Raw genomic sequence first — 24,994 nt, forward strand, 5'->3', positions numbered from 1 at the left:
GGTGGTTTGAATGATGAAGATAAAGAAGTATTTTAATAAATTCAAAGGGTTAAGTATGAAATTTTATATAGGAATAACTACATCATTGTGTATAGGAATTTCAGGTACGAAGATAGTACATGCAGAGCAGATAACATCTCATTCTGCGGGTGAAGTTGCAAGTCATATATTTAAAGCTAATCAAGGAATAGCAGAAGCTTTTGGTGGAGCTCTAATAGGAATTGCAGTTGTTGTTATAGGAATAAAAATGTTAATGACAAGTAAAAAGCAGGAAGCAAGAAGTGAGGCTATGGATTCAATTTTAACTGTTATAATAGCAAGTCTTTTAATAGGCGGATTTGCTATTTTTGCAGGATTGTTTTTTGGCTTTGGACAATAAAACGAATTACTAGTACTTTATAACATTAAAAAAATTCTATAAATCTAAGGTGAAAAAATTATAAAATCCTAAGAGTTTTCAATAACTCTCCATAGGTCAAACAAATTAAAAACTCTAAGTATTTTACAATTTTTTCACCAAGATTTATTAGAGCTTTTTTAAATCGTTACTTCAGTACTGGTAATTCGATTTTAAAGTAAAGCAGGGGGTGGAGAATAAGTTGCCTTGTTTCTATTCTAAGAAAAGTAACAATATTTTGTGGAACAATTAAAATAAAAAAGGCAGGTGAATATATGAGATATTTTAAAGTCCCATTTAACATAAATGAAGAGGACAAAGTAATAGGTGGATATGTTTCTTTAAGGCAGTTTGGATGGATAATCTTTGCTGCACTTTTTATTTCAATATTATTTCTTTTTAATAGAAATTATATGACTATACACAGAGTATTAGGTCATTCACCAGATATAACGTTTCATCCAATATCGCTTACTATAAGGATTATATTTGCATTTGTAATAGTTATTTTTTCAGCCTTATGTGCTTTTTATAAAGTGGATGATACCTATAATTTTGATAAATATTTGTTTAAAATGATTAAGTTTAAATTTAGAAATAAGGTATTTAAATTTCAAAAATAAATAGAAGGAGGCAATTCAGTGATAATTATAGCGTTAGTATTTCCAGTACTTGCGTTTATATTTTTAGGGATTGTGGTTATATATACTAGAAAAAACAATAAACCTAAAAAGCAGATAAATGCAACTATTCAAAATCATAATGAAAATGATGATGGAAATAAGATAAGCAGCAGTGAATTAAAGAAATGTACTGGAATTAAAAAAATAAAAGGAAGCAAAATATATATGAGAAATGGAGCCATAAGGGTTAATTTAGGTATATCTTCTCCAGATTTTGAGCTTTTAACGGACGATGAACAGACATCTTTTGAGGATTGTCTTATGATGTCAGCTTTATCACTTAATTTTCCTGTGCAATTTCATACGACTTTAAAAAAGATAGATATAAAGGAGCCAGCGGAGCTTGTTGAAAGAACCATGAATAGTGCAGATATTTTAATTTCGGATAATTTAAAGGATTACTGTTCTGAGCTTTATACATCTTATAGGAAGCTTGAAAATGAAAAGGGCATTTTTGTGAGAAAGAGTTTCTGCACTGTAGGGGCATATCTGCCAGATAAGGGCGAGAAAAAGGTTTTGAATGAACTTCAATCAAGAGTAGACAATATAATAGGAGGACTTTCAAGGGCAAGGATGAAAGTTAGCCTTTTAAGTTCTGAAAGTACAGCACAGATTTTAACAGACCTGTTTAACAGGGGCAAAAATATAAAGATAGAGAGCTTAGAAAAAGAAGGAGCATTTGATTTATACAGTGAGGGGGTAGGACAGGTTGTGGAAGTCGAAGAAGAATAAGAAAGAGAAAAATAGCACAAACAATGATTTCTTTAAAAAAGGTACTATAGATATTATGGATTTAATTACGCCTGATGGAATAGCTGAAGGGAAAGATTATATTTATTTAGGACCCAATAGATATGTTAGAGTTTACGCAATAATAGGTTTTCCACGAAATATGACTGTAGGATATTTAAATGAGTTATTTCAAATGGGAGACATTGATGTTACAACTTATGTTGAAAATATACCTGATTCAACGGTTATAAGAAGACTTACAGGAAAGTACAGTCAGTACATGAGTAATATAAATTTACAGTTAAAGCACGGCTATTCTATAGATTATGGCATGAAGCTTGCAGCGGAGGATTTAGATGAAACTAGAGCAAAGATACAGACAAATACTGAAAGAATGTTTTATGTGCAGCCAATAATATTCCTGTGGGGAAAAAACTTAAATGCACTGGAGGATAAAGCAGAAATGTTTGATACTATCTGTGCTAGAAAGTCTCTTGTGGCAAAATGCCTTGTGGGAGATCAACTAAAAGGATTTTTAACTGGTGTTCCAAATCTCAATATAGAATACACAAATGGGTTTAGAAATATGATAACGGGCTCTGTTGCATGTTTAGTGCCTGTTGGAAATACTGAACTGTGTCATAAAAATGGTATATTCTACGGAGAAAATATGTTTACTAAATCACCTATAGTTTATAACGAATTTATAGGAGCACCGACCTTAACTAATCCCCATACTTTTGTTTCAGGTACTACAGGGGCAGGGAAGTCAGTTTTTTTGAAACTTAAATCCGCACGTTCGGCAGCGGCAGGAAGATGGACAGTCATACTCGATCCACAGGAGGAGTACAGGCCACTAATAGACAAGCTTGGAGGACAGTATATACAATTAAAACCAGGTGTCAAATCAGGTATAAATCCATTTGAAATAGAAGTTGAAGAAGATGAAACCTGCAAAAAGAAGATTGATATATACGGCAAGCGTTCTGAAATAATAGAGATGATTTCTATATTTTCAGAGAAATTTAGGAACGGAAGTCCACTTCAAGGAGAAGAAATAACGGCAGTTGACGAGTGTACAGCAAAACTTTATGAGAATTTAGGTATTACAGAAAAACCTGAAAGTTTATATGAAGAGAAAACCTATGAGAAAGAAGGTAAATTTTATACAGGAAATATAAAAAAGGATCTACCGACTTTAACTGATTTAAGGAACGCTCTTATTGAGAAAAATGAAACTATAAAATCAGAGGGAGTAAAAGAACTCATAGAAGTAATGAAGATGATAACAGGTGACGGTCCTATGGCAATGTTTGATTGTAAATCTTCAATAAATTTTAACAGTAAAATAATAGCTATAAGTTATAAACATTTAAATGATGAATTCACAAAATTTTATGCTATGATAAACAGTCTTTCATGGATATGGACAACTTTTTCAAATTACAGATACAAGGATATTGAAAAGGAAGTTATAGTTGATGAAGGGCATTTATTTGCTAAGTTTGAAAGGTCACTTCATTTCTTAGAGCTTATAGCAAGGCTCGGAAGAAAACTTAAGATAGCACTTACCTTAGCCACGCAGTTTATGCAGGATTTCATAGGCAGCAAGCAGACGGAAGCTATAATAAATCTCTGTGGTACGAAGATACTATTGAAACAGGAATCTTCAGTGGCAAAAAAGGTCTGTGAATTTTTAAGTCTATCTTCAAGGTGCGAGCAGCTTATGACAACCTTTGTTTCTGGACAGGCAATACTTCTTTCAGAGCAGGAGCTTGTACTTATGCATGTTAAGCCCTTTGACTTTGAGTGGGATATGGTGAAAACTTCATAGGAAGGAGGTTTTAAATTGAATTTTATATCTTCAAATGCGGATGCACCAACTAAAATAATATATGAGTATATAAGTGCCTTTGGCGGCATATCAATGGCGTTTGCAATAATTATGCTTGGCATAAAAATGCTTCTTACAGCACATAAAAAGGATGCTAGAGAAAAAGCCATGGAGTCACTTGGCAAAATAGCAGCAGGAGGTTTTATACTTGGAATAAGTTTAATACTTGCAGGCTTTTTAGGATGGATAGCAAATACTTCAGGAGCTGCACTTAACACGAAAAATTCCACCTTTAAGATTGACAGTAGTTCCAAAACTGAAACGGATAAAGATGGGACATTTATTGAAAGAGGTGTGGCAGATGTTATAGATGCGGTGCCTAAAGCACTCGATAATATTATAGATGACAAAATTGGATTTGAGCCTCTTGGTGATTTAATATTCAGCACCGATAAGCTTGATCTTGCACCATTTAAGTATGAAGAATGGCAGAATCTAAACTATCTATATACTCTTATCTGTACTTTAGTGTCACCGCTGTTTTTAATTATGATTGCAAAAACTGGTTTTAGTATGGTACTATTTTCGGATTCAGTTTCAAAGAAAATAGATTTAAAGGAAGAATTAATGAACTGGTTTTTATGTATATTTTTACTGGCAGCAGCACCGATTTTTATACAGGGATTATTTGAGCTGTTTAATGGTTTTACGGATGCACTAACAACAGCCACGAAATCGGTAATAGGTGATTATTCTAGCAGCCCAGCATTTAAGTACTCTCTTGTTGATGCAATTAAGACAAGTTCTCCAATAACTACAGCGATAGTTCATTTACTTTATGCATGGCAGAATATAAGAATAAACATTATATTTTTAAGTAGAAAGGTTGTACTTTCAGTAATGTATGTATTTACACCTATAGCCATAGCACTATGGGGTATAAATCATAGGGTACATGCAGCTTCAATATGGTTTGGAGAAATGATAACCAATGCCTCTATGCAGTTTTTTTATGCATTTACTTTTACCGTAATGATTGCAGCTTTAGGTGCATCAACCTGGCAGAATTGGCTTCTAGCTCTAATATGGGTAACAGCTTTAACAAAAGTTGCTGAAATGCTTAGAAATTCACTTCAGGGATTTTTTACAAGAGCTTCCGGTATAGATGAATCAACTCTTGCTGGTGGAGCTCTAGGAACAGTGGGCGGTATTGCTAAAGGCATGACGGCAGCTTTCGGAATGACAACAGGAGGAAATCATGGAAGTGGGAATGGACTTAAAGATTTTAAAGCTTCAGATGTAACTAAGAAAATCTTTGGGAATACACTTGGTAATGTTGGTAAAAGTTTACGCGAAAATAGAAATTCAGGTAAAAGAGAAAATTCAGTAAAAGATTCAAATCCTCCAAGTGAAAATACTGAGGATAACTTATATGGAAGTTATAATAACGGAGAATATGTTAAGGTAGGAAATAATGATTTAGAAGATAAAAATAAGAGTAGTGGTAAATCTTATAATAATTATAATTTTGATGAAGATTTATTAGGTAAAAGTGGGGAAGATATTTCAGCCCCTTCACACAATAAAGCATCAGATTCTATGATAAGTAAATTTACTGAGGATAGTTCAAAGCAAAGATTATCTAACTCTATGCTTGCAGATAATTTTAACATGGGAATTTCAAAAAATAAGGCAGGATCAAGGGTTAATGGACTATTAAAAGCTATGACCGCAGGAGATCCTATGTTTAAAGGTTTGGCTGAAGCAGGTGGGAGTTTAGCAGGAGGTATACAGAATAGAAGAACAGCATCAAAAGCTATATATAAAACAGCAGCACAAATGGAGAAACTTGGACTGGCTAAAAATAAGAAAGAAGCTATAAATACTTTATTTGGAGGAAACAATGATTTAAAGGCTAATTTTAAGAAGTTTAAAGTGTTAAATCGTCCTGCAAATGCAGTTTTAAAGCATACTGCTAATACAAATGTAGGTAAGTCATTAAGAACTTCTCACAATAAAAAAGCTTTTTCTAGAAATATAGCAGCTGGCAATAATACTGCGGCAGCTATGAATTTAGCAAAAGCACATCCCTTCAATAAGCTATCGGATGACAATAAGGCAAAAATCATAGCACAGACTAATTCTTATACCTCTATTGATGGATTTAACAGCTGGTCATAAATAAATATTGATTGTAAAAGCCAAAGAATTTAACTTGTTTAAAGTTTAAAATTCCTCGGCTTTTTTATTTTTTGAAGGGAGGTATGATTTATGTCAAATAAGAAATCAGGTTCATTTTTAGGAAATATGGTTAGGAACAAGTTCAAGAAAAACGGGAAAAAAGTTTTGAAAGCTTTAATAAAAAAGATAATGTTTCCTTGGGGACTTATTTTTATTTGCTTTATATTTGTAGTTATTTTCGCTATATCAGTGGCAAAAACGGGTTTCATGGGAGATCAAACTTTTAGTGACAATCTAAATGAATATCAGAATAAAGAACTTGCAGGTTTTCTTACTAAAAAAGTTAAAGATGCCAATGGCCCTATGAATGATATGTATGGTATGGCTAAAAAAGTAGCACTTACAGATGGTAATGTTGAAGGTTTTATATCACTTGTTGAAATGGAGCAAAATCAGGATATAGATAAAATGGTATCCAAAAGTGGACGGGCTGGATTGTTAGGTTCTGAGGATATTATTTCAGAGTATGCAGAGCTTTTAAAGCCTGATTTTTCCTATAAGGATGATTCTATAGTTACAACAGTTACAGTTAATACAAAGGATTCAACAGGGCAGAATGTCACATCATCACCTATTGTTACTAAGGAAAAAGTAAAGTTATTAACCAGTGCAGATGCTTTAAAAGGTAAAGTGGATATAACTTATAAAGTGCAGTCTCAGACTAAAACAGATGTTAAAACAAGAACATATGAGAAGCTTAAAGATAGTAAGCCGCCGACTGCCAACAATAATCCAAATGCAAAACCAGAAATGGAAACAGTAACAGAAACTATAACCACTACAACTAAGGTTGATACTCCAGTTATAGAAAAGGTTACAGAAAGCGGTAAGAGTATGGAAAGACTAAAAAAGATAATAAAACAACAGTTCCCAAATGAAGATACAGAGGATAAGCTTAAAATGGCAGCACACTTTGTCATAGCAGGAGCTAGTAATGACTATGATACAAAACAGCAGAATGGTGACTGGATGAATAAAGATCCTAATGACAATAGTATAGTAAATGATATATTAGATGCTGGAGCTGATAATGGGTTCAGCGGCGAAATACCACTTTTCAGACAGACGGATGCAAGATGGGCAAGTCAGCCTTATGGTCAAGGAAATATAGGTACAAGTGGATGTGGTCCGACTTCATTCGCTATGATAATTTCAGGGCTTAGTGGAAAGCTAGGTTCATGGGATAAAAATGGTGATGGAATGTTAGATCCAGGTGAAGCTGCGACTTATGCTATAGCTTCGGGATATAATAGTTATACAGGAGAAGGTACTTCTTGGGGATTATTTGACAATAGTTCTACGTCACGATTTGGAATTAATAGCAGTAATGAAATAGAACCTTCCAATTATAGTTATGTATATGACCAGCTTAAAAAGGGTAATCCAGTAGTTGCAAGTATGCACGCAGGACACTTTACTAAGGGTGGTCATTTTATTGTTTTAACTGGTGTTGATACAGATGGACAGGTTTTAATTAATGATCCTAACCCCAAAACTGGAATAAATAAGTTTCCAATGGAAGGTATAGCTTCAGAAGCTAATGTATTCTGGGTGTTCAATAATCCTAATATTAAATATGACAGTTTTATATGTACTGCATATGGCGGTGTACATGATGGTATGGAAGGCGGCGGAACTACAGCAGATGGGACAAATCTTGATGGAAAGGACTTTACAGCAAGGGTAATAGCAGTAGATCCAAGCGTAATTAAACTGGGAAGTCGTGTATATATTCAGTTTCCTGATAATAAAAGGTATCAGAATAAAAATGGACAGAGATATGACCTTAATGGGTGGTACACAGCTAGAGATACTGGAGGAGCTATAAAAGGTAATCATATAGACTTATTTATGGGCTTCGGTGGAGCTTGCGATACTGCAAGATGCGATGATTTTGGAACAGTAAATATAAAAGTAAGACGTTAGGGGTGAGAAACAATGAGTAGAAAACTTAAATTTATAATTGCTGGAAGTGTTATAACGGCGTTATTTATAGGGGCAGCTATATTTTTGATGATTAAATTTACATGTAGGGACAATTATGAATTAAATCCTAAGAAAAATATACAAGCTAAAATCAAAGGTGTTAAATCTAATGATGAAAATGCTAAAGAAAATAAAATAAATGTTGAAGTTGGAAAAGAAAATAAGAATGCAGAAAAACTTGAAAAGTTTGAAAGTGACGATGGAAATAATGTAAAGGAACAGGCTAATACATCCTGTGAAAGGCAGAGCAATGGAAGTTTCTATATTGATAATATAAGCGACTTTTATAATAATAAACTTGTATCAATGGATGAAATGTTTTGGGTACAGAAAAGATTAAAAGAAGCAGCTAATGATATGCCAAAGCTCTATAAAGAAACTTTAAGTATTAAAAATAATGATGGAGCTTTAAAAAAGTATATGTTAAAAGGAACTAACAAAGATAGATTCAATTATCTGTATGGTGTAGAAGATGTAAATTCTATTAAAACCTTAATAAATAAACTTAGTTTTATAAAAGACAATTCTAAATTAACTCATGGTGTTATAAGTAATATAATCAAGCAGGATGATAACCATATAGGGTTTAATATGAATGTATATTCCAGTGATAATAAAGAACAGATATTCAATGTAAAACTAGAGTTTAAGAGTGATAGAGCGGTACTAAATATTAAAATAGGATAGATAGAGATAAGCAGCTGATTTTTTACTGTATGAAGAAAATAAAACGTGAGGAGGTAAATGTAAAGTGTAAACAGCAATCAACAAAGTTAATAAACTCCTTTAAAAATCAGTAGAAGTTATAAAAGTTTAATGAATATTTTAATTGAATTTAAATATTATTGATTTTTAAGACATATAAAGGTATAATATACATGAGCTACAATAATGGAGAGATTATATGTCAGAGATAAAAATGGTAACAGACGAGCTTGAAGTTCTTGCTAAACAGTTTTTATGGGGAAATAATATTCTTAGTAAGCAAATTAAAGCAATAGACAATTATAATAACGAATTAAGGAATAATTTTGCAGCTTTCAGTATGAATAAAATATATAATATGGTAGAAGAAGCGAGCATAGAAGGATACAAGCTCTTAGGTAAACTGAAAGAACTTCATGACAAATTAATTAAAGTAAAAGGTGATTTCGAAAAAGCAGATAATGAAAACAGTGCTCAATATAGTTCAAATGATAGTGATGGTTTATCATTTACAGTGAAGAAAGACAGTGGACTTATGAGGTTAAAAAAGGAAAGGGATAATTTAAGAGATAAACTATTTAATAAGGACAATGTATTTGATGGAACCTTAGACTTTTTTAAACTTGCAGGGATTGATTGGAAAATAAGATTTGGGTTATTTAATTCAAGTGAAAAAAATGCTATGATAGCAACAGGAATAAATCCTAATTTAGCAGAAGCAGGTTCGGATATGGTTACATGTGAACTAGGTGGAGTTTTTCTAGGTTCAGGAATTGCAGGAGCAAGGTCAACATTTAAATGTTTTAAACCTGGTATGAGCGTAGGAGGTAAATCTTTTATAGCTGCCTCTGGATTTGGAAGTGCTAGTAAAGTTAGTTCATTATATTGGAAACAAATTAATAAAATACGTCATGTAGACAATGATATTTTGGATATAATGGAAAGTAAAGGTGGACATACATTAGATAGACATGTAGGTAAAAGTAGGGAGTATTTAGAGGAGAGAGTTAGTAATATGAGGCAGGGAGCAGATGGTGCAACATCTTTTAGTGATAAAAATACAGCGATAAAAGCAACAAAAGATGTTTTAAATCAAAACTCAGATAAAATAGCTGATTGGATTGTGAATGGAAAAAGTAGTAGGATCACATTGAAAACAGAACATGATTTTTCAGTGGGATATGGAGTTTCAAAAAACTCTGGTGAATATGTTGATAATGTATCAAAAACTGTGACGGTAATCCAAAAAACTAAAGATAATGACTTAGGATTTAAAATTATAACTTGCTATCCTAAATTAAATTGAGGAGGAATTAATAGTGGAACAAAATAATAAAATAGTATATTTTTTCGATAGTTATTATTTAATGTTAGATTATGATCAGACATTAAATCAAATAGTAATTGAATTTATAGAAAATGAAACTGAGGAAACTACAAATGAAATTATAAGACAAATGAAGAAAGTATTGAATAATACTGAATCGCAAGAGAAAGCATTAAATGAAATTATAACTAATTGTATTGAAATGAATACAACCCCAGAGAAAATGATTAAAATAATAAGGGAAATATTTAATGAATTTAAAAGTGTTAAAGAATTATCATAGTTACTGTTTTATTACAGCATTTATAAGATTAAATAACATGGAAATTGTAACATTGGCACTATATAAATAAAAGATATAAATTAAAACAAACATTAAGATATATAAGCAAAGTTGAAAGTTATAGAACTGATTATAATTTTAAGCAATTAGCTCTTTTGTGAATTTAGCATGTGAGATAACTTGGCGATGAAAATTCCCTGCGGACAGAGAAAGAGATATGATGTAAAAAATTGAAGCAATTTAAAGAAGAAAATAAATAATAGCAAAAATATATGAGTAATGGATGAAATGTATGTTAAACGATGTATGCATTATTTAACAGATACAGTAAAAAAATAGATTGAATAATAGTGTGAATTTATAATATATAGGCGGCGAAAAATTGTTTGTATGTAAATCATATATAAATAGAACACAAAATCGTTTCCTTTACCATAAAATTAAGGAGAGATTATGGTGATTGATGAAAAACAATTATGCACGTTGAAATATTTTTTTGAATGCTATTTTAATGTAAGTACTAATTATTCAGAATTAGATAAGCTTATTAAAGAATATAAAAAGATTGAAAGCGAAAAATATGTTAAAGATTTAAAAGAAGAAATCAGATTAGTTTTATCAATAAATAATATAGAGTTCATTAGAGATTTCATAAAGAAGTATGGTATGAGAAATATAAAGGATGATTCAAAAATTAAATTGATTTTGAATAGGATAATGAATAATATTTAAATGCATAGCTTATGAAGTTTATTGAAAAAATTTAAATTAACATATTATACTTATTGTTGTAACGTAATTGTCACAATAAGAAATTATTATATAAACATAGATAGAAAACGATAAATCGAATTATTAATATGCAAGCAGTCAGTTTGTCCCCCCTTACTGGCTGCTTTTGTATTTTAATCAAATGGACGAATTTTACTCAAATATCGGTGAAAAATATGTAGTTAGAATTAAAAATATTAGCAATGGGGAAAAAATTGATGCTAATATAATATGAACTGTATAATATAGAAATTAGCCAGGTAATATTAAGTAACTGATTACCTGGCGTTTTTATGTAGAAATTAAAATTTTAATGGATTATGAATTTAGTACTATTATTTTTTTACCACGGAAGTATTGGACCAGCTGATATTAAATCAACATTACCATTAAATATTATGCAAGTTCCTAGGAGAAATACGGCTATTAGTGAAATTATTATCTTATGTTTTTTAGAAAACATACTTATCATATCCCTTCATATATAAATTTTTGGCTAAAATCAATAATTTCTTTTATGGAATTGGTATCTTTTAGGTTAAGGTAGTCTTTAATCAATATAAGCATAACATCATTACTAAGTTTTTTCTCTTGTGATGTTAAGATGAAAAATTCATTTTTTATTTCAGAAAGTTTTTCTGCATTATTTGTACTGACATATATGGAAGATAACTCAATAATAGCATTTTTTATGGTGAAATAATAGGATTGTTTTTTGGATACATATAATGATTTCAAAAAGTATTTTTCGGCATTTTTTAAATCCTTTAAATCTCTATATATTTTACCAAGTTCGCAATATAATATTGGAGAATATTTAAAACTATCATCAAGTGTCACCAAATTATCAAGTAATACTTTTAATGCATTTTTGGCTTTATCAAAATCATGAAGTTCTATATAAATTTCAGTGATGTTAGCTATTATCAATAAATATTTTTCAATATTTTTTTTACTTATAAATTTTAATGCTTTATTATATATGTTTAAGCTTTCATCAAATTTTTTTGATAATTGAAGGCATACAGATTTTTGAATTATAACATCATAGTATTTATTTTCATCTACATCTTTAATTAATGGTTCCAAGGTATTAAGTAAAGTTAAAGCGTTATCGTATTTTTTTAATTCTATATAGCATAAGGCACTATTAAATAAAAATATGCAGTGATATTCTTTTGTTAAATCATCATTAAACCAATCCAAAGCAAATTGGCAGCATTTTATGTCCTGTTTATATTCGCCCATATAAAAATATACCATAGATAATTTTCTTAAAATGCCAATAGAATTTTTACTATGTATATCAAACAATGCTCTAGCTTTTTCGTAATATAACGAACTCTTATAGTAATCATTAATATTGCAATAATAATCTCCAGCTAACTCAAAAATGGCTATTTTTTTATCAGTAATACTCCATTTTACTAAGAATTCTTCTATTTCTGCTAACTTATTAATAAAGCTATTATCTTTATATACCATTAAATCCTTAAGCTCTTTAATACATTTATCAAGTATCTTATTAGCCTGTGATTTTTCATCTTCCATTAAATATTCTATGTTCTCATCAATTGTAATATGTCTTTTATCACAAATGTTTTTTAAGTTCTTTAATATAATTTCAGCAGCATTTTGGGTGAGATTTGCTTTATCATGTTCTATTTGACTTATAAGATTTCTAGTTATCTCCTTACCTGATATGTCTTCCTGCTTTACATTATACTTTTCTCTTAAGTTTTTAAGTTTTGTGCCAATAGACAGTATCTCATAACTTCCCATACTTAAAACTCCTAACCAGTAAAAAAATTTAATCCACTTTTACTATACCACTAATTGAATAATATGTTAATGAAATTATTTCAAATGAAAAAAATATTTTGAAATTACAACGGTAAAAGGAAAGACAGTATGATTTTAGTTGATGGAATTGAAGCTTATGTAGCCCAAATAGAGGTTAATGGTGAACTCATATATTATTAGATATGTATGAAAATAAGCATGAAATATTATATTGATATTATATGATATAATTTTATTATATATTTTATTTTTCAGAACTAAAATTATTAAATTGAAATTCTAAATAAAGTTTAAGGAGTAAGTAAATGAAACAAAATTGTTACATAAGAGAAGCCAAATTAAATATAGAAGAAGTGGATTCATTTCGTAAATATCCATATTGCCTACCTATAATAAAAAATTTGAAAACTATAGAATTTCATCCGAAGGTAACTTATATAGTGGGTGAAAATGGAACAGGTAAATCCACTATACTTGAAGCAATTGCTGTAGCATATGGTTTCAATCCTGAGGGAGGCTCTAAAAACTTTATTTTTTCAACAAGAGATACTCATTCTGATTTATGGAAAGTTTTAAAATTGATTAAAGGAACTAAAATACCTAGAGATGGTTTTTTTCTAAGAGCAGAAAGTTTCTATAATTTAGCTTCTAATATTGATGATATAGGTGTCTCCGATTCGTATGGTGGAAATTCGTTACACTTACAATCTCATGGAGAATCTTTTATGTCATTAATTATGAATAGATTTAGAGGAAACGGTTTGTATATTTTAGATGAACCAGAAGCTGCTTTATCTCCAACAAGGCAAATGGTTCTGGTTTCCAGAATGCATGATTTGATTGAAGAAGACTCTCAATTTATAATTACTACACATTCGCCTATAGTTATGGCTTACCCTGATTCTATAATTTATGAATTAAATAATGATAAGATAAAAAGAGTTAAGTATGAGGATACTGAAACTTATCAAATAATGAAATCATTCGTTAATAACCCTAAAAAAATGTTAGATATTCTTATGTAAGTGTAAATGCAAAAAGTTTTAATTCAAATGATAAAAACTAAAAAGAATGTATAAGAATATAAGACTTATCATAAATTTATATATTTTATAGAGTTAGCTAGTTATTAATGATCTAAAGAAATAATGAAACTAAGTTATTGAAAATGCTTAATAGATAAATGGTAGAGCTTATAAACGTAATTAGAATAATTAATAGAATAGAGGCCTAAAACAATGGATCAAAAGACTATGGAAATACTAAAGAAGCCAGAAATAAAGGGTGCAATTAAGGCTGTAAGATCTAATTATATACAAAAGCACAAGAAAAACAAATTAACAAATTATAAAATACTTAATAAATCTGTTAAGAAAGGACAAATTTTATTTGTGGGTTCTTCGTTAATGGAATTTTTCCCAATTGATGAGATGCAGCAAACTTTAGAGAAAAATTGCATTATCTATAATCGTGGAATTGCAGGTTTTGTAACAACAGAATTATTAAATTCTATGGATGAATGTATTTTTGAGCTGCAACCATCAAAAATATTTATTAATATAGGAACAAATGATATGAATACACCGGATTATAGAAAAGAAAGCTTAATTAAAAACTATGACAAGATTTTAAATCAAATAAGTGAAAGATTGCCAAATTGCAGGGTGTATGTAATGGCTTATTATCCAGTAAATGCAAAGGCTGATTTCCCTGATGTGGATAAAGAATTTAAAGAAAACAGATTTAAGACACGTACAAATGCTGTCATTTTGGAAGCGAATGAATCTATTAAAGAATTAGCTAAAAAGCATAATTATGAATTTATTAATGTAAATGATGGATTAATGGATGAAGAAGGAAACTTAAAAGAAGAATTTTCAATAGAAGGTATACATATGTGGTCCAATGCATATTCAGTTATTCTTGAAAATATGAAGAAATATTTATAAGAAACACTATTCAAAAGGTATATATTGTTATAAACAAGTTAATGGTGAAAGTAATTATGAAGAATTAAATGGTAATGTATTGTTGATAATGGGTAAATTATATGCTAATATTAATATATTAATTTGAAAATTGTGGAGGTGAAGATAATGGTTAAGCTCTTTTTAGTAAATATAGTTTTAGATAGACTACCAATGGAATTATCTGGAATTTCATATGCAACTTCTAATTTTACGGGAGAAGTCTGTCTAAAATTAAATATTGAACTAAAAAGAAGTGAGTTATCTTTGCTGTAAATACAATATAATTATGTTATTTGTAACCCAGGTGAGGATTAACTTGCCTGGGTTTTGTTTATAATCATTTATTCATATATAGGAAAAATTATATGTTAAATTTCAAAGTTTAAAACCTGGGTAAGTATTACTTGCTCGGGTTTTATTTTTTATGAATTGAAAATATAGAGGGGAAATTAATGATGATAGAATTAGCGCTAAAAGAAATAGGAAAATACTTTGGAGGTAGTTGGATTTTTCAAAATATTACTTTTGAAGTTAAAAGTATGGATAGAATTGGACTTATAGGAAGAAATGGCACAGGGAAAACTACAATTTTTAAAATTATTGCAGGCATTGAAAAACAGGATAAAGGCAGTATTTTTATAAGAAAAAATTCAACAATAGGATATTTAGATCAAATACCCAATTATCCTAAGCAATTTAAAGTAGAGGATGTTTTGAAAATTGCTTTTAAAACTCAATATGAGATACAAAAACAATTAAAAGTATTAGAAGTAAAAATGGCTAAATTAGAAGGAGAAGAATTAGAGTATACATTAAGAAAATATAGTGAACTTAATGAACTTTACGAAACAAAGGGCGGCTATGAAATAGAGGAGAATATTAGTAAGGTTTGCACCGGGTTAAAATTTAATAGCCAGTTTTTAAATAGAAAGTTTATAAGTTTAAGTGGTGGGGAAAAGACTATTGTAATATTAGGTAAAATTTTATTGCAAAAACCAGATGTACTTCTTCTTGATGAGCCTTCCAATCATTTAGATATGTCATCAATAGAATGGCTTGAAGGATATCTTAAAACATATAAAGGAACAGTTATAGTTATTTCACATGATAGATATTTTCTAAATAAAGTAGTAACAAAAATAGTTGAAATTGAAGATGGAGAAGTTTCACTTTATGATGGCAATTACTCGTATTATGTTAAAGAAAAACAAAGAAGGGTTTTTGAGCAGTTTGAAGCTTATAAAGATCAGCAGAAAAAAATAAAGGCTATGGAAAAAGCCATAAAACAATTAAGGCAGTGGGCTATTCAAGCCGACAATGAAAAGTTTTTTAAAAGAGCAGCAAGTATGCAAAAGAGGTTAGATAAAATACAAAGAATAAATAAACCAGTGATTGACAAGCCTAAAATTCAATTAGATTTTGCAGATACAGATATGTCAGGCAAGGATGTAGTTAGCATTAAGGGACTAAGTAAATCTTTTGGAGATAAAAAAGTTTTAAAAGATTTGTATTTAGATATTAGATATGGTGAGAGAACAGTTTTAATAGGTAACAATGGAAGTGGAAAATCAACTATTGTAAAGATGCTTTTAGGTGAATATGATGCAGATTGTGGTGAGATAAAATTAGGCTCTAACATTAAAATAGGGTATCTTCCTCAAAATGTAACTTTTAATAATGAAGAATTGATGGTTCTTGAAGCTTTTAGAGAGGATATGAGTATTTTAGAAGGCCCAGCTAGAGGAATATTAGCTAAGTTCTTATTTTATGGAGAAAGTGTTTTTAAAAAGGTTAAAAATCTTTCTGGAGGAGAAAAAAGTAGACTTAAGCTTTGTAAACTGATTCAAAATGATATAAATTTATTAATACTTGATGAGCCTACAAATCATTTGGATATAGATTCAAGAGAAAACCTCGAAGAAGCCTTAATGGAGTTTAATGGAACTATTTTATTTATATCACATGATAGATTTTTTATAAATAAAATTGCGGAGAGAATATGTGAAATAAAAGATAAAAAAGTTGTAAATTATAACGGAAATTATGAGTATTACAAAGAGAAGAAAGCACAATTAAGCAAAAATAAAATAGAAACTTTAAATAAAAAGAAAAACAAAAAAATAAAGGGAAAGGAAAATTCTCAAAAGCAAGTATCTAATAATAAAATAAAAAAGGCTGAAATTTTAGAAAATACAGTACAAGAGCTCGAAACAAAGTTAAAAGATATAGATAATGAAATGAATAATAAAGGAAGGGAATATGATAAATTGTTAGAACTTGAAAAAGAAAAGGTGAAAATTCAAGAGAAATTAGAGTTAGCTATGGAAAAGTGGATGGAATTAGAGAGTTAATTTAAGAGGTAAACAGATTATGAAATATAATTATAGATTTGATGAAATAACATTTAAAAGATGAGATAAAGATTTAATTATAATTACGGGGGGAAAATTCAAATTAACATATTATACTTATTGTTGTAACATAACTGTCACAATAGTGAGTTACTATATGAATATAGATAGAAAACGATAAATCGAATTACTAATATGCAAGCAGTCAGTTTGGCCCCCCTTACTGGCTGCTTTTGTTTGCTTGATTATATGATGATATAAGTAAATTTGTTTAAAATAGGTATAAAGGTAACGCTATCATATGTTACCATGGAAATTCTGGTGAAAACGATAATAAATGTAAAATATTTAAATTGCCAAATTTTATACTAAAATCATATATTTCTTGAATAGATTGAGTATCGTTAATTTTTAGGTAAATTCCTATTAATTTAAGCATGATTTTAGTATCTAATTTATTTCCTTTACTTGATATAATAAAAAATTTATTTTTCATTTCTGAAAATTTTTCTTTATTAATTGTAATATAATATATCAATTAATTCAGAGAATATATCATCTATTGCAAAATATTGCATATATTTTTTGGAAAATTCAAATGATTTTAAACAATATTTTTCTCCGTTCTTGTAATCTTTTAACCATTTAAAAGTTTTAGAGATATCAAGACAAATATTAGATAGATGTCTTGGATTATTAATTTTAACTATGTTTGAAGTTATATTGCTAAGAGTTTTTTTGCACTTTTATAGTTAAGAGAATCTCTAAAAAGTTTTAACATATTTGCTAATACTAATACATATTGTTCAATGTTTGTGTTTTCCAAAATGCTTGCCATTTTATTGTATAAATTAAGACTCTCTGAATATCTTTCTAACCTTTCAAGACAAATTGTCTTTTGTATGAGAACCTCATAATATTTATTAATGTCAATGTTTTTAATTATACTTTCGAGATTTGTTAGGTTTTCAATAGCTTTATAATAATCTTTAGAGTATGTAAAATCATAAATAAGTATACTAAATGTGATATTACTGTATTTAAGCTAGATGGAAGTAAATCTTCTTTTGATAGGGAAATGTACTTTATTGATAATAGGTTAGGCAAAAGTATTGTAACTGATTATTTTAAATATATTGTACTTATAAAAAATTCTCCAGGAGCAAGTAAATACAACATTGGGACAAGCAATTAGAAATATTATCATCAATTGATAATATTCATTATTTAGTTGATTCTATTTAGAGGATTGCGTAATTAATATAGTACTTTAAATAAAATTATGATATTTAAATGAAAATACGCAAATATTTATTGTGGAAAAATTACATTTTGAAAGGAGGTGATAATATGAAAATAATTAGAAAAGGGGTAAAACCATCAATAAATCTCTGTGGTGATTGTCAATGCAATGATGATTGCTTTGTCATTTGTGGCGATGAGTTTTGTTATGCTATAGTAATAGCATAACAAGTGATTTTGAAATTTAAAGGGTAATTCAGTATAAAAATCTTAAATCCTCAATAATAAAAAATTTAAGAAGGTCCTTTAAATTTTAAAAAATTAGAATTAAATAAAACGGAGGAAAAATAAATGAAATTAAAAAAATAAATGTATAATATAGAAATTAATAAAATGAAAAATGGTAATGTATTACTATTTAATTCTTTTACAACGGCTTTAGGGGTAGTTGAAAGTGAAATGATTGATACATATAATAATTGTTATAATTTAGATGAAGATAAAATTTCAAATCGTTAATTATAAGTATGTCAAGGAAAACAATTCAATACATGTTGCTATAATTTTATAAAATAATAACTGTTTTTAATAATAGACTCAAAAGTTATTAATAGTCATTTAATTGGTGCTTTAACTTTACTATATAACTAAATGCACACCGGGATATAGACTGATATCTCGGTGTACATTTAGTTTTTAATTATTTAGTATATAAAAAATTAATATTCAACTGTTATATTTGATATATATTCAGATTGAATCCAACCATAAGTCCACCCATTATAGTCACTACCATAAGCACCATAATACCATCCCCGACCCGGGCTTTCTAGTATTTGAAAACGTGTGCCTTGTGAAAGATGACCTACTGTTTGAGTGCAAGATGGGCTAGGATTATTCAAAAGATATGCATCCTGAGTAGCATATCCAAAAATAGCACCATAACTAGAACCCATATTAGAGTTTATCGACATTATATTCTTATTAATTGAGTTTGTAGTGTGTATAGTAGCAGCATTAGCATTTGCTAAAGATAAACTAAAAGCTAAAACTAATCCACATAATGATGTTGCTAAAAATTTTACTTTTTTATTCATGAAATAGATTACTTCCTTCCGTAAGATTTTTTATAATGTTAATTACAAAATCACTTATTTTTAAATATATTCTAATATGCACTTTTATTTACAAGTACTAAGCTTGTACTATATATGAAGTGTATAAAAAATTAAGAAAGAGTTATATTGTCTATATATTGTACTTGAACCCAACCAAAATGCCATCCGTTATAATCACTGCCCCAAGCACCATAATACCATCCATTAGTATCAGTTCTTGTTATTACAAAGCGTGTATTTGCCATAAGCCAGCTTGTAATAGTTTTACATGAAGCATTAGGGCTAGCCAAAAGTGGGATGCTTTGAGTAGCATATCCGCTGAGCGTTCCAGTAAATGGTTGCTTCAGTACACTATGAATTACATTTTTATTAGTTATGTTCTTTGAAGTTATAGATGCAGCATGTACACTTGTTAATGATGTGCTAAAAGCTAATACTAATGCACATAAAGATGATGATAAAAATTTTGTTTTTTTATTCATAAAACAACAATCCCTTCTTTTAATGATATTATTTGACATGTCAAATATAAAATAACATTAATTGATTATAATGTCAAATTAGTAAAATATGAATAATTATAATTTTAACATTTATGTTGCATTTTAAGTGATAGAATCGTAAAATTAGTGTATAAGAATAGTAGAGACATTTTGTCTTTGCTATTTTTTATTGGCAACAATTTTTTAGGTCTTGTGACTGACAAACCGTATGTGAGTACAATTATGTACTTATATGCAGTTTGTTTATATCCAATTTAAAGGTGGAATTTATTATAAAAATTAAAGAGATTACAATGAATGGATTCAAAAACAATGATGTTGAGCAGGAACTTACAGACTTTGATTTATATACTAAATTATAGATAACTGATTAGTGAGGTAAAAAATTTAACATTACCAATAATTTTTATGTTGAAATTTATATTAAAAATGATAAAATTAAAACGTCGGTATTCTTATGAAACTGAACTATAATTTTATAAAAGTATTTATAAGAAATTATCTGAATTATATCCTAAAAGGAATAAGAACGGAGGAACAATCATGAAAGCAAATTCAAATTCAGTAGCAAAGTTTAGCACAAGGCAACTTTCCATAATAGGTATGTTGTCCGCAGTTTCAATTATGTTAGGTGTCACGGGTTTAGGGTTTATACCTATACCACCTATAAAAGCTACTATAATGCATGTACCAGTAATAATAGGAGCGGTGCTTGAAGGACCTGTAGTTGGAAGTATGATAGGACTTATATTTGGAATCTTTAGTGTCATACAGGCTGTAACTGCACCAACGCCAGTATCATTTGCATTTATAAATCCATTGGTATCAGTTTTGCCGAGGGTATTAATAGGAATAACTGCATATTATTCTTATAAAGTATGCCAAAACAGGTTTAAAAATTTAGGTATTATGCTAGCAGGTTTAGTTGGCTCACTTACAAATACTGTAGGAGTTATGGGCATGATTTATCTTATATACTTAAAACCATATGCAAAGGCTTTAAACGTAAGTGTAAATACTGCTAAAAGTGGAATATTAACAGTGTGTGTGGTAAATGGGATACCAGAGGCTATTTTATCAGTTTTGATTACTGTTGCAGTTGTAATTGCTGTAAATAAAATAAGACATAAATAATAGAAAATATCTCAAGTTCTTGTATTAGGACTTGAGTTTTTTTATTGATTTAATATTGCATTAATGTTATAATCAATTAAATATTTGTACAGATATTATTTTAACAATATAATAATAAAAAATATAAGGTTTAATCATTATGATTAATTAAATTGGAATCAGGTTAAAATCCTGAACTATCCCGTAGCTGTAATAGATGAATTTTAGCATATTATGTCACTTGAAAATGGGAAGACGTGCTAAAATAATGATTCTTAAGTCAGAACACAAGCCTATATTTTGCACCATAACTCTACGAGCGATAGGGGGGAGCGAAAATAAGATTAAATATTGAGGTAGTAATTGATATTTATATGATTTATTTAGTTTAAAATCCTTTTAACAGCTTTGTTTAAAGGATTCTTTTATTTTTTGGAGGTTTTGTAATGCATATTGAAGATGGAATATTATCACCTGCGGCATGGGGAAGTTGGTATGCTGTAAGTGCAGCTTTTATAATACCGGGTGTAAGGGAGATTAAGAAAAGATCAGAAGAAAATTTATATTATAAACCATTTTTAGCTATGGTTGGAGTAGGTGTGTTTACAATTTCTTGTATGCATATACCTGTTCCAGTTACAGGTTCATGCTCACATCCATGTGGTACGCCTTTAGCAGCAATAATTGTAGGACCTTTTGCCACTGCTGTGATTTCTGCTATATGTTTATTTTTCCAAGCCATATTTTTGGGACATGGTGGAATAACGACAATAGGAGCAAATGATTTTTCAATGGGAATAGCAGGGGGTATTTCTGGATATTTGTGCTGGAAGATACTTAGACATTTTAAAAGCCCTATTTGGTTAGCAGCGGCAGTTGCTGGTTTTGTGGGGGATATTGTAACATATTTAATTAGTGCCTTTGAATTGGCACTGAGTTTACATGGACATGTTTCTTTTGTTAAGGAATGGATGATATTTTTTATGGGATATGCTCCAACACAATTACCATTAGCTGTAGCAGAAGCTATATTTACAGCTGCTGTTTTACAGGTAATGATTAAAAGGCGTCCGGATCTTTTAAAAAATATCTAAGGATACTAAATGAAACTATGTTTTAAATAAGTGAAAAAATAACACCTATTTAAAACATAGTCTAAAAAATATTTTATAAAGGATGATAAAAAATGAAATTTTTAGATAAATTCACTAAGATTATGTTAGCTATAATGATATGTATATTAATATTTATTTTTGGAGCAGGAAAATATATGGACAGCCATAAAATGGAGGCTGGGGGAACTGATGACAAAGTTAATAATTTAACTGCAAAAGCTCATCATCCTTTTATAGAACTACCTGGTGATGCAGAAGTAGGGGCGTTTTCTGTAGCAAATTTTTTTGCTGGTATAATTATAGGACATAACTGGGAAAAGCTTTTCGGCAGTAAAGCTGTAGAAACCCATAAGGAGTAAGTCTATGGAAAGTGAATTGAAAAATAATAAGTTATTTTTTAATTTAGATAGCAGAGTGAAAACGGAAGTAATACTTATAAGTGTGTTTATAGCATCGATGTTAAGAAGTTTTTATATACTTATGGCAATACTTACTGTGTCTTTAATTCTTTTATTTTCTAGTGGTATGCCTATTAATAAAATAATGAAACGGCTGAGTATTCCGCTGAGTATTGCCTGGTTAGTGTTTTTAGGCGTTATTTTTACAAATGGTGAAACTGTTATATGTACCATATCTTTAGTTTCAATAAAATTACACATATATGTAGAGGGCATGAGACTAGGAATACTAGTATTAATTAGAATTTTAACTTCAGTGACCTTAGTAGCCTTATTGGGATTTAGTACGGATATGGTAGACATATTAGAAACGCTTAGAGTTTGTAAAATCCCTGCAATAATTATAGATATAGCTGCTATGATGTATAGATATTTATATATAATTGGTGAAGTAAATAGTAACATGAATCGTGCAAGGGCAAGTAGAATGGGAAATAAGCGTTCATGGATTAATAAGGTAAGTGACACTGGTAAAATTGCTGCATATGTTTTAAATAAATCACTTGACAGAAGTATTCAAATTTATAAAGCAATGCTTTCTAGGGGTTACAATGAAAATACAAAAAGTCCAAATTATTTTCAAAATGCAGTTCCTAAGGCGGATAAATGTATAGGCATACTAATTGTAATAATACTTTTGTTTTTAGTTGGAGTTGATATAATATTTTGTTAGGGGAATGAAGGTTAATGGAATTAATTAATATTAAAAATGCTAGTTACAGCTATGACCAAAGTAATTTGGCTTTAAAAAATGTAAATTTGACCATTAATAGCGGAGAAAAAGTTGCTATTTTAGGGGAGAATGGTGCTGGTAAATCAACATTGTTTCAATTATTTAATGGACTTATTGTTCCTGATAAAGGTAAAGTAATAGTAGATGGACTAGAAATAAACAAGAAAAATTTGCTTAAAATAAGAAGTAAGGTTGGAATGATTTTTCAGGATTCTGATGATCAACTTTTTAATTCTACAGTTCATCAGGAAATTGCTTATGGATTAATGAATATGGGAATAAAAGGACAGGAATTGGAAGCTTCTATAAAGTGGGCTTTAAAGGCAGTTGGAATAGAGGGTTATGAAAAACGAAGTCCATTTAATTTAAGTGGTGGTGAAAAGAAGAGAGTTGCTTTAGCTAGCGTTCTTGCAATGAAACCTAAGGTTTTAGTTCTTGATGAACCTACAGCGGCTCTAGATCCAAGGGGTGTTAGCCAGATTGTAAAATTGTTAAATTATATCAATAGTAAACTTCATATAACTTTAATTTTTGCTACTCACGACGTAGATATTGTGCCACTTCTTGCAGATAGGATATACTTATTAAATAAAGGTGAAATAGTGCTTAGTGGTACAACTAAAGAGGTATTCAGTAATAAAAAGGTTATTAGAGATATAGGACTTAGACTTCCTAGAATAGCTCATCTAGCAGAAATTTTAGAAAAAGATGGAGTTATAAAACTAGATAATGGAGAATTACCTTTAACTATTGGGCAAATTAGAAGAGTTTTAGAAAATCAAAAAAACCGAAAATAGATTTTTAAAATATTATAGTAAGGAGAATAAAAGTGAAAAAAGCTATATTAGTAGTCAGTTTTGGAACTACATATTCAGATACAAGAAAACTTACCTTAGATGCTATTGAAAACAAAATAGCCCAGGATTATAAGGATTATGAGGTTAGAAAAGCATACACATCACACATGGTTATTAAAAAATTGAAAAATAGAGATAACTTGAGCGTGGATACTCCGGAAGAAGCTTTAGAGAAATTGTACAGTGAAGGTTTTGAGGAAGTTGTAGTTCAGCCACTTCATATAATACCTGGAATAGAGTATGATTATGTAAAAAAAACAGTAGAAGAGTTTATTAATAGGAAAGCTTTTAAGAAATTAATACTAGGAACACCTGTAATGTATGATCATGGAGATTATGAAGTGTTTTTGGATGCTATTAGAACTATTATACCTAATAATAAGGCAGTGATATTTATGGCTCATGGTTCAAATCATTATGCAAATGCCTGTTACTGTGAACTAATGGATGTTATTCATGAAAGAAAATTCAATAATGTGTTTATAGCTACGGTTGAAGGATATCCAGGACTTGAACAAGGGATAAAGTGGCTTGAAAAATCAGGAGCACATGAAGTGATGTTAGCACCACTTTTGATAGTAGCAGGTGATCATGTTAAAAATGATATGTGTGGTGAGAAGGAGGATTCCTGGGAGAATATTTTAAAATTAAAGGGCTTTAAAGTTGAAACATATATTCATGGATTAGGAGAGCTTAAAGATTTTCAAAAAATATATGTATCCCATATAAAAAAGGCTTTAGAGAATATTTAAATATATGTGGTGGTGAAAAA

Annotated in this window: 25 protein-coding genes and 1 riboswitch; of the genes, 21 read left to right on the forward strand and 4 right to left on the reverse strand. The window is 29.4% G+C overall.

Annotation, left to right across the window (positions count from 1 at the left end; all coding sequences use genetic code 11):
• Nucleotides 1–10 precede the first annotated feature (10 nt).
• From BEE63_RS18900 to BEE63_RS18945, 10 genes are all read left to right on the forward strand, one after another.
• On the forward strand, nt 11–379 hold the full coding sequence (locus BEE63_RS18900; protein ID WP_242874867.1) for a hypothetical protein: 369 nt from the start codon (nt 11–13) through the stop codon (nt 377–379).
• 293 nt (nt 380–672) lie between these two features.
• Nucleotides 673–1,020: a PrgI family mobile element protein gene (locus BEE63_RS18905; protein ID WP_066022863.1), complete on the forward strand. Its 348-nt coding sequence runs from the start codon at nt 673–675 to the stop codon at nt 1,018–1,020.
• A gap of 18 nt (nt 1,021–1,038) precedes the next feature.
• Complete coding sequence (locus BEE63_RS18910; protein WP_066022864.1) at nt 1,039–1,812, forward strand: hypothetical protein; 774 nt, start codon at nt 1,039–1,041, stop codon at nt 1,810–1,812.
• Nucleotides 1,790–3,646, forward strand: a complete 1,857-nt coding sequence (locus tag BEE63_RS18915) for a VirB4 family type IV secretion system protein (protein ID WP_066022865.1) — start codon at nt 1,790–1,792, stop codon at nt 3,644–3,646. The genes BEE63_RS18910 and BEE63_RS18915 overlap by 23 nt, the downstream gene beginning before the upstream one ends.
• A gap of 15 nt (nt 3,647–3,661) precedes the next feature.
• Nucleotides 3,662–5,827: a hypothetical protein gene (locus BEE63_RS18920; RefSeq protein ID WP_066022866.1), complete on the forward strand. Its 2,166-nt coding sequence runs from the start codon at nt 3,662–3,664 to the stop codon at nt 5,825–5,827.
• A 90-nt stretch (nt 5,828–5,917) separates the two neighbouring features.
• Nucleotides 5,918–7,813 carry a 3D domain-containing protein gene (locus BEE63_RS22585; protein WP_066022867.1) on the forward strand — a complete coding sequence of 632 codons (1,896 nt, stop codon included), beginning with the start codon at nt 5,918–5,920 and terminating at the stop codon, nt 7,811–7,813.
• 12 nt (nt 7,814–7,825) lie between these two features.
• Nucleotides 7,826–8,560 (forward strand): hypothetical protein, encoded by a 735-nt coding sequence (locus BEE63_RS18930; RefSeq protein WP_066022868.1) that lies wholly within the window; start codon nt 7,826–7,828, stop codon nt 8,558–8,560.
• A 217-nt stretch (nt 8,561–8,777) separates the two neighbouring features.
• Entirely contained in the window at nt 8,778–9,884 is a 1,107-nt protein-coding gene (locus BEE63_RS18935) for an RNase A-like domain-containing protein (protein WP_066022869.1), read from the forward strand.
• A 13-nt stretch (nt 9,885–9,897) separates the two neighbouring features.
• On the forward strand, nt 9,898–10,188 hold the full coding sequence (locus tag BEE63_RS18940; protein WP_066022870.1) for a hypothetical protein: 291 nt from the start codon (nt 9,898–9,900) through the stop codon (nt 10,186–10,188).
• 453 nt (nt 10,189–10,641) lie between these two features.
• Nucleotides 10,642–10,920, forward strand: a complete 279-nt coding sequence (locus BEE63_RS18945; protein ID WP_242874869.1) for a hypothetical protein — start codon at nt 10,642–10,644, stop codon at nt 10,918–10,920.
• 507 nt (nt 10,921–11,427) lie between these two features.
• Here the strand turns inward: BEE63_RS18945 and BEE63_RS18950 are convergent.
• The gene (locus BEE63_RS18950; protein WP_066022872.1) at nt 11,428–12,741 is read right to left on the reverse strand and encodes a helix-turn-helix domain-containing protein; all 1,314 of its coding nucleotides are present in this window, start codon (nt 12,739–12,741) and stop codon (nt 11,428–11,430) included.
• 326 nt (nt 12,742–13,067) lie between these two features.
• Between BEE63_RS18950 and BEE63_RS18955 the strand changes: the two genes are divergently transcribed.
• The 4 genes from BEE63_RS18955 (at nt 13,068) to abc-f (ending at nt 17,083) form a co-directional block, all read left to right on the forward strand.
• Complete coding sequence (locus BEE63_RS18955; RefSeq protein WP_066022873.1) at nt 13,068–13,787, forward strand: AAA family ATPase; 720 nt, start codon at nt 13,068–13,070, stop codon at nt 13,785–13,787.
• A 213-nt stretch (nt 13,788–14,000) separates the two neighbouring features.
• Entirely contained in the window at nt 14,001–14,711 is a 711-nt protein-coding gene (locus BEE63_RS18960; RefSeq protein WP_242874871.1) for a GDSL-type esterase/lipase family protein, read from the forward strand.
• 147 nt (nt 14,712–14,858) lie between these two features.
• Complete coding sequence (locus tag BEE63_RS21820) at nt 14,859–15,005, forward strand: hypothetical protein (protein WP_175400866.1); 147 nt, start codon at nt 14,859–14,861, stop codon at nt 15,003–15,005.
• 179 nt (nt 15,006–15,184) lie between these two features.
• Nucleotides 15,185–17,083, forward strand: coding sequence for a ribosomal protection-like ABC-F family protein (gene abc-f, locus BEE63_RS18965; RefSeq protein WP_431732481.1), 1,899 nt, complete (start codon nt 15,185–15,187; stop codon nt 17,081–17,083).
• A 304-nt stretch (nt 17,084–17,387) separates the two neighbouring features.
• Here the strand turns inward: abc-f and BEE63_RS21825 are convergent, their stop codons facing one another.
• A complete protein-coding gene (locus BEE63_RS21825) occupies nt 17,388–17,579 on the reverse strand; it encodes a hypothetical protein (protein ID WP_066022875.1) in 192 nt (63 codons plus the stop codon).
• Between the two features lie 1,115 nt (nt 17,580–18,694).
• Between BEE63_RS21825 and BEE63_RS21830 the strand changes: the two genes are divergently transcribed.
• The gene (locus BEE63_RS21830; RefSeq protein WP_175400867.1) at nt 18,695–18,844 is read left to right on the forward strand and encodes a hypothetical protein; all 150 of its coding nucleotides are present in this window, start codon (nt 18,695–18,697) and stop codon (nt 18,842–18,844) included.
• A gap of 200 nt (nt 18,845–19,044) precedes the next feature.
• Here BEE63_RS21830 and BEE63_RS18975 read toward each other — a convergent pair whose 3' ends face one another.
• Both BEE63_RS18975 and BEE63_RS18980 read right to left on the reverse strand, forming a co-directional pair.
• A complete protein-coding gene (locus BEE63_RS18975; protein WP_066022876.1) occupies nt 19,045–19,422 on the reverse strand; it encodes an SH3 domain-containing protein in 378 nt (125 codons plus the stop codon).
• Nucleotides 19,423–19,553: 131 nt separating this feature from the next.
• The gene (locus tag BEE63_RS18980) at nt 19,554–19,925 is read right to left on the reverse strand and encodes a hypothetical protein (protein ID WP_066022877.1); all 372 of its coding nucleotides are present in this window, start codon (nt 19,923–19,925) and stop codon (nt 19,554–19,556) included.
• A 564-nt stretch (nt 19,926–20,489) separates the two neighbouring features.
• Between BEE63_RS18980 and BEE63_RS18985 the strand changes: the two genes are divergently transcribed.
• The 6 genes from BEE63_RS18985 (at nt 20,490) to BEE63_RS19010 (ending at nt 24,974) form a co-directional block, all read left to right on the forward strand.
• Entirely contained in the window at nt 20,490–21,080 is a 591-nt protein-coding gene (locus BEE63_RS18985) for an ECF transporter S component (RefSeq protein WP_066022878.1), read from the forward strand.
• Nucleotides 21,081–21,189: 109 nt separating this feature from the next.
• Nucleotides 21,190–21,369: riboswitch (cobalamin riboswitch) on the forward strand.
• A 136-nt stretch (nt 21,370–21,505) separates the two neighbouring features.
• Nucleotides 21,506–22,153, forward strand: coding sequence for an energy-coupling factor ABC transporter permease (locus tag BEE63_RS18990; protein ID WP_066022879.1), 648 nt, complete (start codon nt 21,506–21,508; stop codon nt 22,151–22,153).
• Between the two features lie 92 nt (nt 22,154–22,245).
• Nucleotides 22,246–22,533, forward strand: a complete 288-nt coding sequence (locus BEE63_RS18995; protein ID WP_066022880.1) for a hypothetical protein — start codon at nt 22,246–22,248, stop codon at nt 22,531–22,533.
• A gap of 4 nt (nt 22,534–22,537) precedes the next feature.
• Nucleotides 22,538–23,305 carry a cobalt ECF transporter T component CbiQ gene (cbiQ, locus tag BEE63_RS19000; RefSeq protein ID WP_066022881.1) on the forward strand — a complete coding sequence of 256 codons (768 nt, stop codon included), beginning with the start codon at nt 22,538–22,540 and terminating at the stop codon, nt 23,303–23,305.
• 14 nt (nt 23,306–23,319) lie between these two features.
• On the forward strand, nt 23,320–24,162 hold the full coding sequence (locus BEE63_RS19005) for an energy-coupling factor ABC transporter ATP-binding protein (protein ID WP_066022882.1): 843 nt from the start codon (nt 23,320–23,322) through the stop codon (nt 24,160–24,162).
• 32 nt (nt 24,163–24,194) lie between these two features.
• The gene (locus tag BEE63_RS19010; RefSeq protein ID WP_066022883.1) at nt 24,195–24,974 is read left to right on the forward strand and encodes a sirohydrochlorin cobaltochelatase; all 780 of its coding nucleotides are present in this window, start codon (nt 24,195–24,197) and stop codon (nt 24,972–24,974) included.
• Nucleotides 24,975–24,994: the final 20 nt, after the last annotated feature.

It is taken from the genome of Clostridium pasteurianum, assembly GCF_001705235.1.
Taxonomy (GTDB): domain Bacteria; phylum Bacillota; class Clostridia; order Clostridiales; family Clostridiaceae; genus Clostridium_S; species Clostridium_S pasteurianum_A.